Annotated in this window: 10 protein-coding genes; 4 read left to right on the forward strand and 6 right to left on the reverse strand. The window is 71.6% G+C overall.

The window, feature by feature from the left end; all coding sequences use genetic code 11:
- The first annotated feature begins 1 nt into the window (after nucleotide 1).
- From HUT19_RS32500 to HUT19_RS32515, 4 genes are read left to right on the forward strand one after another with little or no spacing between them, the layout of a single operon-like run.
- Nucleotides 2–1,669: a sugar ABC transporter ATP-binding protein gene (locus HUT19_RS32500; RefSeq protein ID WP_176183869.1), complete on the forward strand. Its 1,668-nt coding sequence runs from the start codon at nucleotides 2–4 to the stop codon at nucleotides 1,667–1,669.
- Entirely contained in the window at nucleotides 1,666–2,703 is a 1,038-nt protein-coding gene (locus HUT19_RS32505) for an ABC transporter permease (protein WP_176183870.1), read from the forward strand. The genes HUT19_RS32500 and HUT19_RS32505 overlap by 4 nt, the downstream gene beginning before the upstream one ends.
- Nucleotides 2,704–2,729: 26 nt before the next feature.
- Nucleotides 2,730–3,731, forward strand: coding sequence for an aldo/keto reductase (locus tag HUT19_RS32510; RefSeq protein ID WP_176183871.1), 1,002 nt, complete (start codon nucleotides 2,730–2,732; stop codon nucleotides 3,729–3,731).
- A gap of 11 nt (nucleotides 3,732–3,742) precedes the next feature.
- On the forward strand, nucleotides 3,743–4,594 hold the full coding sequence (locus tag HUT19_RS32515) for an amidohydrolase (protein WP_176183872.1): 852 nt from the start codon (nucleotides 3,743–3,745) through the stop codon (nucleotides 4,592–4,594).
- 31 nt (nucleotides 4,595–4,625) lie between these two features.
- On the opposite strand, the gene HUT19_RS32520 is transcribed toward HUT19_RS32515, so the two are convergent.
- The 6 genes from HUT19_RS32520 to HUT19_RS32545 all read right to left on the reverse strand — a co-directional run bounded on the left by HUT19_RS32520 (nucleotide 4,626) and on the right by HUT19_RS32545 (nucleotide 11,161).
- Entirely contained in the window at nucleotides 4,626–5,297 is a 672-nt protein-coding gene (locus tag HUT19_RS32520; protein ID WP_176183873.1) for a FadR/GntR family transcriptional regulator, read from the reverse strand.
- A 140-nt stretch (nucleotides 5,298–5,437) separates the two neighbouring features.
- The gene (locus HUT19_RS32525; protein WP_176183874.1) at nucleotides 5,438–5,908 is read right to left on the reverse strand and encodes a hypothetical protein; all 471 of its coding nucleotides are present in this window, start codon (nucleotides 5,906–5,908) and stop codon (nucleotides 5,438–5,440) included.
- Nucleotides 5,909–6,180: 272 nt separating this feature from the next.
- Nucleotides 6,181–7,791 (reverse strand): glycerol-3-phosphate dehydrogenase/oxidase, encoded by a 1,611-nt coding sequence (locus HUT19_RS32530; protein ID WP_176183875.1) that lies wholly within the window; start codon nucleotides 7,789–7,791, stop codon nucleotides 6,181–6,183.
- Between the two features lie 4 nt (nucleotides 7,792–7,795).
- Nucleotides 7,796–9,322, reverse strand: coding sequence for a glycerol kinase GlpK (gene glpK / locus HUT19_RS32535; RefSeq protein WP_176183876.1), 1,527 nt, complete (start codon nucleotides 9,320–9,322; stop codon nucleotides 7,796–7,798).
- A gap of 41 nt (nucleotides 9,323–9,363) precedes the next feature.
- Complete coding sequence (locus tag HUT19_RS32540; protein ID WP_176183877.1) at nucleotides 9,364–10,146, reverse strand: MIP/aquaporin family protein; 783 nt, start codon at nucleotides 10,144–10,146, stop codon at nucleotides 9,364–9,366.
- 250 nt (nucleotides 10,147–10,396) lie between these two features.
- The gene (locus HUT19_RS32545) at nucleotides 10,397–11,161 is read right to left on the reverse strand and encodes an IclR family transcriptional regulator (RefSeq protein ID WP_176183878.1); all 765 of its coding nucleotides are present in this window, start codon (nucleotides 11,159–11,161) and stop codon (nucleotides 10,397–10,399) included.
- Nucleotides 11,162–11,384 lie beyond the last annotated feature (223 nt).

Genomic DNA, 11,384 nt, shown 5'->3' on the forward strand with positions numbered 1-11,384 from the left:
CATGGCCACCGTGGAACAGCCCACCGCGGTGCGTGCCCGGCGCATCGTCAAGCGGTTCGGACCCACCGTCGCCCTGGACCGGGCCCAGCTCGCCGTGGCTCCCGGCGAGGCCCATGCGCTCGTCGGCCGCAACGGGGCGGGCAAGTCCACCCTGGTCTCCGTCCTGACCGGCATGGAGCGCCCGGACGAGGGCGAGGTGACCTTCTCCGACGAACCCGCCCCCGGCTACGGCGACACCGCCGCCTGGCGCGCCAAGGTCGCCTGCGTCTACCAGAAGTCGATGGTCGTTCCCGAGCTGACGGTGGCCGAGAACCTCTATCTGGGCCGCTTCCCGGGCACCGGGCGCATCCGCTGGCCCCAGCTGCGCGAGGCCGCCCGTGCGCTGCTGGCCGAGTACGGCGTGGCGGTGGACCCCCGGACCCGGGCCAAGGACCTCGGCGTCGAGCAGCGGCAGTTCGTCGAGATCGCCCGCGCCCTGTCCTTCGGGGCCCGGCTGATCGTCCTCGACGAGCCCACCGCACAGCTCGACGTGGGCGGGATCGACCGGCTCTTCGCCCGGCTGGCCGAACTGCGTGCCCAGGGGGTCGCGTTCCTGTTCATCTCGCACCATCTGCAAGAGGTCTACGAACTCTGCGACACCGTCACCGTCTTCCGCGACGCCCGCCATGTGCTCACCGCACCGGTCGACGGGCTGCCCAAGGAGGATCTGGTCGCGGCGATGACCGGGGACGCCGCCGGGGCGCCCGGGGAAGACTCCCGCACGGCGGCGCGCGCCCCGGTCACCCGCCGGAGGGCCGAACCGGGCGGGGAGCCGGTGCTGCGCACCGAAGGGCTGCGGGTGGAGGGCGCGTTCGCACCGCTGGACCTGGTGGTGCGGCCGGGTGAGGTGCTGGGCCTGGCCGGGGCGACGGCCAGCGGCAACACCGCGGTGGGGGAGACCCTGGTGGGGCTGCGCCGGCCGGACGGCGGACGGCTGGCGGTCCGCGGCCGCCCGGTGCGCCCCGGCAGTGTGCCGCACGCCCTCGACGCCGGGATCGGCTACGTCCCCGAGGACCGGCACCGTCAAGGCCTGGTCCCGGGGCGGAGCGTCGCGGAGAACGCCACCCTGACCGTCGCCGACCAGCTCGGGCCGTACGGCACCGTGCTGCCCTCCCGCACCCGTGCCTTCGCCCAGCGCATGATCACCTCGCTGGACATCAAAACCGCGGGACCCTCGCAGCCCGTTTCGGGTTTGTCCGGCGGAAATCAGCAGAAGGTCGTCGTCGCGCGGGCGCTGGCGCGCGAGCCCAGCGTGCTGGTCGCCATCCGGCCGACCGCCGGGGTGGATGTGAAGTCCAAGGACGCGCTGCTCGGGGTGGTGCGGGACGTCGCCGCGGCCGGGAGCGGGGCGGTCATCGTCTCCGACGAACTGGACGACCTCCGGGTCTGCGACCGCGTCCTCGCGTTCTTCCACGGGCGGGTGGTGGCCGAGTTCGACAGCGGGTGGACCGACCGCGGACTTGTCGCCGCGATGGAAGGCATCACGGAAGGGGGAGCGGACGCGGCACCCGGCTCCATGCACAAGAGCGCGCACCAGGGCACGCACAACAGCCCGCGCGAAGCCACGCACCGAAGCACGCACCAGGGCGACGAGGGAAGCCACGACGGCACGGGAGGAAGGCAGTCATGACCGATACCGCACGGCAGCGGGCCGCCGAGCCGGTGGTGGACGGACCGGCGGACCGGGCCCGGCCGCGGCTGGACTTCGCGCGCTGGCGCGATCTGTCCCTGGTCCCCGTGATCTTCGTCCTGGGGGTGATCGGCTTCATCGTCTCGCCCGCCTTCCTCACCGAGGACAACCTGATCGGCGTCGTTCAGCAGTCGACGGAACTGGGACTGCTGGTGCTCGGCGAGGCACTGATCCTGATCAGTGGACGGATGGACCTCTCCCTGGAGTCCACCATCGCGGTCGCGCCCGTGATCGCCCTGTGGCTCGTCCTCCCCGCGCACGGCGCCCGGTTCGAGGGTCTCGGGCTGCTGCCGGTGTGGACGGCCATCCCGCTGTGCCTGGCCGTCGGCGCGGCCATCGGCGCCGCCAACGGCTTCCTGATGCTCAAACTGCGCGTCAACGGCTTCATCGCGACGCTCGGCATGCTCACCATGCTGCGCGGCCTCCAAGTCGGCATCTCCGAGGGCCAGTCGATCGTCAACGTCCCCGAGTCCTTCCGCTACCTGGGCAAGGCCGACTGGCTGGGCGCCCCCGCCGCCGTATGGCTCTGCCTCGGCCTCTACGCCATCGGCGGCCTCGCCCTCGGCTATCTGCGCCACGGGCGCGCGCTGTACGCCATCGGCGGCAACCCCGAGGCGGCCCGCGCCGCGGGCATCCGCGTGGACCGCATCACCTGGATCGTGCTGAGCGCGGGCGGGCTGCTCGCCGCGTTCGCCGGGGTCCTCTACACCGGCCACTACGGCTCGGTCGCCGCCAGCCAGGGCAACGGCTGGATCTTCCAGGTGTTCGCCGCGGCCGTCATCGGCGGGATCAGCCTCAAGGGCGGCCGGGGCACCCTCTTCGGCGCGCTCACCGGTGTGCTGACCCTCCAGCTGGTGGTCAACGTGATGACCCTCGGCGGTGTGCCGCCGCTGTGGAACCAGTTCATCAACGGCTCCATCATCATCGTCGCGCTGATCATCTCCCGCTACGCCAGCGGCGAGAAGCAGGACTGAGGGGAACGCGGAGGGAGGAGGCCGCCATGGCGCGGATACCGCGCGGACCGCGGGAACTGGGGCGCTCCGGCGTCCGCGTACCGCCCCTGGGGCTCGGCTGCGCACCGCTGGGCAACCTCTACACGGCGGTGCCCGAGGCGCGCGCCCGGGCCACCGTACGGGCCGCCCTCGACGCGGGCCTCAGCTATCTGGACACCGCGCCGCACTACGGTGTCGGGCTCTCCGAAGAGCGCCTGGGGCATGCGCTGGCGGGGTGCGACCGCACCGCGTACACCCTGTCCACCAAGGTGGGGCGGCGGCTGCGGCCGCGCGCGCCCGGGGAGCCCGCCCAGCCGGAGGGGTTCGCCGACACCCCCGACCGCGTCCGCGCCTGGGACTTCACCCGGGACGGGATCCTCGCCGCCCTGGAAACCTCCCTGGAGCGGCTCGGGGTCGACGCCGTCGACATCGTCTACCTCCACGACCCGGAGAACCACATCCGCGAGATCTATGAGACGGGCTTCCCGGCCCTGGCCGAGCTGCGCGACCAGAAGGTGGTCCGGGCCATCGGCTTCGGCATGAACCACAGCGATGTGCTGGCCCGCTTCGTCGCCGACCTCGATGTGGACGTCGTGCTGTGCGCCGGACGCTGGACCCTCCTGGAGCGCACCGCCTACGACGATCTGCTGCCGGTGTGCCAGCGGCGCGGCACCTCGGTGGTGGTCGGCGGCGTCTACAACTCCGGTCTCCTCGCCACGCCCGGCCCCGGCGCCCGCTACGACTACCGGGCCGCGCCACCGGAGACGGTCGAGCGCGCCCGGCGCCTCGCCGAGGTGTGCGCCGGATTCGGGGTGCCGCTGCGGGCCGCCGCCCTGCGCTTCCCCTTCGGCCACCCCGCCGTGGCCGCCGCGGTCGTCGGCTGCGCGTCACCGGCCGAAGTCCACGACAACGCCGCCCTGTTCGGCCACGACATCCCCGACGAGCTGTGGCGGGCTCTGGTGCGCCGCGGACTGCTCGACGACGACCTCCCGCTGCCGGTCCGACCGTGAAGGAGCGCCCCGTGCCGCGGCGCATCGACGCCCACCACCATCTGTGGGACCTGACCCGGCGGGAGCAGCCGTGGATGGACGGCCCCTGGGCCGACCCCATCCGCCGCACCTTCACCCCGCGCGACCTCGCACCGCATCTCGACGCCCACGGGATCGGCGCCACCGTCCTCGTCCAGTCCAGCTCCTCCCTGGAGGAGACGCGGGAACTCCTCGCCCTGGCCGAGGGCTCGGGCCGGATCGCGGGCGTCGTCGGCTGGGCCGATCTCACCGACCCCCGGCTGCGCGAGGTGCTCGCCTCGCTGGCCGCCGGGCCCGGCGGCCGGCGGCTGGTGGGCCTGCGCCACCAGGTGCAGGACGAGCCCGACGCCCACTGGCTGGCCCGCCGGGACGTACGCCGCGGGCTCGCGGCCGTGGCCGCCGCGGGCCTGGTCTACGACCTGCTGGTCACCCCGCGCGAACTCCCCTCGGCCATCGACGCCGTACGCGAGCTGCCCGAGCTCCGCTTCGTCCTGGACCATGCCGCGAAACCGCCCGTCGCCGCCGGTGAACGCGAACCCTGGGGCCGGCGGCTGGCCGCGCTCGCCACCCTGCCCAACGTGGTCTGCAAACTCTCCGGCCTGGTCACCGAGGCGTCCTGGGACAGCTGGCGGTCCGAGCAGATCCTGCCCTACGCCTGGTATGTCCTGGACGCGTTCGGGCCCGGCCGGGTGCTGTTCGGCTCCGACTGGCCGGTGTGCACCCTGGCCGCCCCGTACGACGAGGTGGTGGCGCTGGCGGAGCGGGCCGCGCTGCGGCTGACGGAGGACGAGCGCGGCGCGCTCTTCGGCGGCACCGCGGCCGAGGTGTACGGGCTGGCGGGCTGACCCGCAAGCGCCCTCACCGCCGCGAGCGCCCTCACAGCGTGGAGCGCAGCCACTGTTCGACGCTCGCGATGTGCACCGTCGCCCAGGAGCGGGCCGCCTCCGCGTCCCGGTCGCGCAGCGCGGCCAGGATCGCCCGGTGCTCGTGCAGGGTGCGGCTCACCGCGTCCTCCTGGGTCAGTCCGCGCCACACCCGCGCCCGGGTGGTGGGGCCGGAGAGCCCGTCGAGCAGCGAACAGAGGACCGAGTTGCCCGACGCCTGGACGATGCCGCGGTGGAACTCCAGATCGCAGGCCACCAGCTCCTCCACCGACGGCTCCTGCCCCAGCGCGTCCAGCTGGGCACTGAGCGCGTCCAGTTCGGCGTCGCTGATCCGGGTGCAGGCCAGCGCGGTGGCGGCGGGCTCCAGCATGCGCCGCACCGCGAGGAACTCCAGCACCGTGTCGTCCCGGTGGAAGTCGACGACGAAGCTCAGCGCCTCCAGCAGCAACTGGGGGTCCAGGCTGGTGACATAGGTGCCGTCGCCCTGCCGTACATCGAGGATCCGGATCAGCGACAGCGCCCGCACCGCCTCGCGCAGCGAGTTGCGGGACAGCCCGAGGTCGGCGGCGAGTTCGCTCTCCTTGGGGAGCCGGTCACCCGGGCGCAGCGCACCCGAGACGATCATGCCCTTGATTTTCTCGATCGCCTCGTCGGTGACCGCCATGGTGGACCTCCCCGGAAACAAACATCCGATCTATGGGTCCATTATGGCGTGACCGGCCCGGTGGCGTCTGCCGAGGACGCCACCGGGCCGCTGCCGGAGCCCGGTGGGGGCCCACCGGTGCGGGGCCGGGCTCAGCGGACTCAGAAGGTGAACGGCCCCGGCGACTGCGCCGAGGTCGCTGTGCAGTCCACCGTGATGAAGCCGAAGACCACCAGCTTCAGGGACGTGGCCTCCAGGACGTCGCCCGCGGCGACCGTACCGGTCAGCGGGCCGGTGGACACATCGGAGCCGGTCGGGATGGCCGGGTTGGACGAGCCGGTGAAGGTGGTGGTCCCCGAGCCGTTCTTCGACAGCGTCAGGGTGGACTGCACCGCCCCGGCGGGGACGTCGAGGGGTGCCTTGACCGCCGACGAGGACAGGGTGATGGTCGCGGAGGTGCCGTCCTGCGTGGCGACCAGCGTCGCCGATCCGGAGCCGAAGCTCCCGCAGTCGGCCGTGATGGTGGCGGTCGTGGGGTCGACCGCGGAGGCCGTCGGTGCGAGGGCGAGTGCCCCGGTGGCCAGGGCCGCCGCTCCGAGTGCCGTACTGATCCCGAGCGTGATGCGTCTCATGGGGGTGCCTTCCGCCGTGGGGGAGGTGCGCTGAAGTGGAACCCGTGCTGACTGCCCGTCACAAGAGGGCGCAGTCATTGATGCGCGTGCCACCGAAGAAGGCAAGAGCGATCCCGCTGATTTTTCGCCCCCCGGGCTCGAGGCCCCCCGGGGCGGCCAACCGCCGTGACCGGGCAGCGAGTGGGCGGCGGTGCATCCGGAAAGGCCGGACGGCCGGGCGGAAGGAGTGATCCTCCCGCCCGGCCGTCCCGGCCGGATGCGGCCCGCGGGGGTCAGGCGCGCTTGGCCAGCAGGTCCTCGACCCGGCCGCGGATGTCGTCCGAGGCCAGACCGCGGATGGTGAGGGTGGTGCGGCGACGCAGCACGTCGTCCGCCGTCTCGGCCCACTCCTGGTCGCGGGCGTAGACGACCTGCGCCCAGATCTCCGGGGCGTCCGGGTGGATCCGCTCGGCGAGCGCCGGGTCGGCGCCGGCCAGCCGCGCGATGTCGAAGGACAGCGAGCCGTAGTGGGTGGCCAGGTGGCGCGCGGTGTCGGCGGCCATCCGCGGGCCGGGGGTGCCGCCGTCCACCAGCAGCCGGTGCTCGACGGCGTGCGGGTTGGCGAGACCCGGCAGCGGCATGTGCTTGGGCAACTGCTTGACCGGCTCCATGTCGTCCGCGAGCGGCCGGCCGGGCAACTCGGCCAGCTTGGTCATCACCGTGCGGCCGATGTGACGGAAGGTCGTCCACTTGCCACCGGCTATGGACAGCATCCCGCCCTTGCCCTCGGTGACCACGGTCTCGCGCTTGGCCTTCGCGGTGTCGCCGGGGCCACCGGGCAGCACCCGGAGACCCGCGAAGGAGTAGGTGATCAGATCACGGGAGAGCTGCTGGTCGCGGATGGAGAAGGCGGCCTCGTCCAGGATCTGGGTGATGTCGTTCTCGTTGACCGCGACATCGGCCGGGTCGCCCTCGAACTCCTCGTCGGTGGTGCCGAGCAGCAGCATGTCCTCCCAGGGGAGGGCGAAGGTGATGCGGTACTTGTCGATCGGGGTGGCCAGCGCCGCGTTCCACGGCGAGGTGCGCTTGAGCACCAGGTGCGCACCCTTGGACAGCCGGATCGACGGGGCCGCGTTCGGGTCCTCCATCCGGCGCAGGTGGTCCACCCACGGGCCGGTGGCGTTGAGCACCAGACGGGCGTTGACACCGAACTCGGTGCCGTCGGTGCGGTCCTTGAGGTCCGCACCGGTGACCCGGCCGTCGGTGGTGCGCAGCCCGGTCACCTCGGCGTGGTTGAGCACGGTGGCACCGGACTCGGCCGCGGCCCGGACCGTCATCAGGGCCATCCGGCTGTCGTTCATCTGGCCGTCGCCGTAGACCGCGACCGCCTTGAGGCCCTCGGTGCGCAGCTCGGGGACGTCACGTGCGGCCTTCTCGGCGCTGAGGAGGTGGCCGACGCCGTCACGGAAGCCGGACAGCGCGGAGTAGGCGAAGACACCCGCGCCCAGCTTGGCCGCGCCGTGCGGACCGCCCTTGTAGACCGGCAGGTAGAAGGTGAGCGGGTTGGCCAGGTGCGGAGCGACGGTCCGGGAGACCGCGCGCCGCTCGAAGTGGTTCTCGGCGACCAGCTTGACCGCGCCCGTCTGGAGGTAGCGCAGGCCGCCGTGGAGCAGCTTGGAGGAAGCGGAGGAGGTGGCGCCGGCGAAGTCGCCGGCGTCCACCATCGCCACCCGCAGCCCGGACTGCGCGGCGTGCCAGGCAGTGGTGATGCCCAGGATGCCGCCGCCGATCACCAGGAGGTCATACGTTGCCTTGGACAGCTGTTCCCGGGTTTCGGCGCGGCCCGGGATCGAACCAGCAGCCGGGTGCGTTCCGAGGGAGGGAACGCTCTGCAGGGTGGTCATGTGATTACTCCTCGTTTTCGATCCAGCCCATGGTCCGCTGCACGGCCTTGAGCCAGTTCTTGTACTCGCGGTCCCGAACGTCCGCGTCCATACGGGGGGTCCATTCGGCCGCCCGGCGCCAGTTGGCGCGCAGGGCGTCGGTGTCCGGCCAGAAGCCGACGGCCAGGCCGGCGGCGTAGGCCGCACCGAGGCAGGTGGTCTCGGCGACCATCGGGCGCACCACGGGTGCGTCGAGGGCGTCCGAGAGGGTCTGCATCAGCAGGTTGTTGGAGGTCATTCCGCCGTCGACCTTGAGCGCGGTGAGCTCGACACCGGAGTCCTTGGTCATCGCGTCGACGATCTCGCGGGTCTGCCAGGCGGTCGCCTCGAGCACCGCACGGGCGATGTGCGCCTTGGTGACATAGCGGGTCAGGCCCGCGATGACACCGCGGGCGTCGTCCTGCCAGTACGGGGCGAACAGACCCGAGAAGGCCGGCACGAAGTACGCGCCGCCGTTGTCGTCCACCGAGCTGGCGAGGGTCTCGATCTCGGCGGCGCTGTTGATCAGGCCCATCTGGTCGCGCATCCACTGCACCAGCGAACCGGTGACGGCGATGGAGCCCTCTAGGGCGTAGACCGGCTTCTCGTTGCCGATCCGGTAGCCGACGGTGGTCAGCAGGCCGTTGTAGGAGTTGACCGGCTTGTCGGCGGTGTTCATCAGCAGGAAGGTGCCGGTGCCGTACGTGGACTTGGCCTCGCCCTCGGAGAAGCAGGTCTGGCCGAACAGGGCCGCCTGCTGGTCGCCGAGCGCGGAGGCCACGGGCACGCCCGCGAGGACGCCCTCGGCGGTCCGCCCGTACACCTCCGCGGAGGAGCGGATCTTCGGCAGCACCGCGGCCGGGACCTGCATCGAGGCCAGGATCTTCTCGTCCCAGTCCAGGGTCTGCAGGTTCATCAGCATCGTGCGGGAGGCGTTGGTGACGTCGGTGACGTGCACACCGCCGTTGACGCCGCCGGTGAGATTCCAGATGACCCAGGAGTCCATGGTGCCGAAGAGGATGTCGCCCGACTCGGCGCGCTCGCGCAGCCCCTCGACGTTGTCGAGCAGCCAGCGGACCTTCGGGCCCGCGAAGTAGGAGGCCAGCGGGAGGCCGGTCTCGCGGCGGAAGCGGTCCTGGCCGACGTTGCGGCCGAGCTCGCGACACAGGGCGTCGGTACGGGTGTCCTGCCAGACGAGCGCGTTGTGCACCGGCTCACCGGTGTTCTTGTCCCACAGCACGGTGGTCTCGCGCTGGTTGGTGATGCCGATCGCCTTGACGTCGGCGGCGGTGATCCCGGCCTTGGTGATGGCGCCGGTCACGACCTCGTTGACGTTCTCCCAGATCTCGGTCGCGTTGTGCTCGACCCATCCCGGCTTGGGGAAGATCTGCTCGTGCTCCTTCTGGTCGACGGCGACGATTCTGCCGTCCCGGTCGAAGACGATGCAGCGGCTGGAGGTGGTGCCCTGGTCGATCGCGGCGATGAACGGGCCGGTGCTGTGTGTGTCAGTCATGGTGTGAATGCTCTCCTGCGAAGTCGGTGTAGGGGGTCGGCTCAGGCAAACGCGATCTCGAAGAGACCGCCGGCGAGAGCGCCGCCGACGAGCGGGCCGACGACGGGGATCCAGGCGTAACCCCAGTCCGAGCCGCCCTTGTTGGGCAGCGGCAGAAGGGCGTGCACGATACGCGGGCCCAGGTCACGGGCCGGGTTGATGGCGTAGCCGGTCGGGCCGCCGAGCGAGAGGCCGATGCCGACGACCGACAGGGCCACGATCAGCACTCCGGTGCCGGAGACGCCCAGGCCCTTGGTGAGGCCGGTGGTGAGGATCAGCAGGACCAGCACGGCGGTGCCGATGATCTCGGTGATCAGGTTCTGCACCACGTTGCGGATCTCGGGGCCGGTGGAGAAGACGCCCAGCACCGGGCCGGCGGCCGGAGCCGCGGCCTTGTCGACCAGGCCTTCCTCGTCCTTGCGGGCCACGATCTCCGGGTCGGTGAGGTGGGCCTGGAACTGACCGTAGTAGGAGAGCCAGGCGAGCGTGGCGCCGATCATGGCGCCGAGCATCTGGCCCGCGAGGTAGACCGGAACGTCGCCCCACTCGCCGGTGGTGACGGCGATACCGACGGTCACGGCCGGGTTGAGGTGCGCCCCGGAGAGCGGAGCGGATATGTAGGCACCGATGAGCACGGCGAAGCCCCACCCGAAGGTGATGGCGACCCAGCCCGCGTTCAGAGCCTTGGAACGCTTGAGTACGACGCCTGCGACCACACCGGCGCCGAGCAGGATGAGTGCGGCGGTACCGATGGTCTCGCCGATGAAGATGTCGGAGCTGGACACCCGCGACTCCTTTGTCCTTCGTCCAGGGGAAGGCGAACCCCCGGTTCCCCGGGGATCCGCGCCCTCATGGGAGGGCGTTGGTCGGCCCGCGGCGAGTCCACCATAGCGAATATTGTCGTCAGGTGTTCGACAATGCCGACCGATGAACGGCAGTTTTCTTCACGCTGAATGCCCCGTCAAGGGTCGTGTGGCGGAAAAATCTCGAGTATGTGAAACCGTTGTGAACCAGTGCGGACCTGGGCCGACGTGATCAGAAGCGGCTGGCGCCGAGATCCCGGGAGACGGCGCGGGCGCAGTCCCGGACGGCCGCGACGAGCTCCGAGCGCAGTTCGCCGCCGTCGCACACCCGTTCCACCGCGCCGGTGATGCCCACCGCCCCCACCGGCAGCCGCCGGCGGTCGTGGATGGGGGCCGCGACCGACGCGACGCCCTCCCAGGTCTCCTCCACGTCGGAGCCCCAGCCGCGGGCCCGGGTGAGCGCGAGAACGCCCTCGAACTCCTCGACCCCGGTCACCGTGCGCGGGGTGAACTCCTTGCGCTCGCCCTCGGCCACCTCGCTGTGCGCCACCGGGTCGTAGGCGGAGAGCACCTTGCCCAGGGCGGTGGAGTGCAGCGGGTGCATGGCGCCGACCTCCAGCACCTGGCGGCTGTCGTCCGGGCGGAAGACGTGGTGGACGATGAGCACGCCCTGCTGGTGCAGTACGCCCAGGTACACGCTCTCCCCGCTGGAGCGCGCGAGGTCGTCGGTCCACACCAGGGCGCGGGCGCGCAGCTCGTGGACGTCCAGATAGCTGTTGCCCAGGCGCAGCAGCTCCGCGCCGAGCTGATAGCGGCCCGACGCCTCGTCCTGCTCGACGAAGCCCTCCTGCTGCAAGGTGCGCAGGATGCCGTGGGCGGTGCCCTTGGCCAGCCCCAGGGTGGAGGCGATGTCGGACAGTCCGAGACGTCGCTCACCACCGGCGAGCAGGCGTAGCATCGCCGCAGCTCGCTCCAACGACTGGATGTTCCGAGCCATCGCCAACCTCCCGACCGTGTTCGACAATGCTGAACACTATCGGTCCATGTCGACGTTGCGGTACATGAGGGACGGCGAAAACGATCAACCTCCGTCACAGCCTGCGTCACGGCCTCCGTCCGGGCATCCGCCGTGACCCTCGTCACGGCCTCCGCCACGGCCGATCACGGGGTCCCGTCCCGGCAGGTGGAACGGACGTCGGCGTTCGGCGCCCGGCGGCTAC

This window comes from Streptomyces sp. NA02950 (assembly GCF_013364155.1).
Taxonomy (GTDB): Bacteria; Actinomycetota; Actinomycetes; order Streptomycetales; family Streptomycetaceae; genus Streptomyces.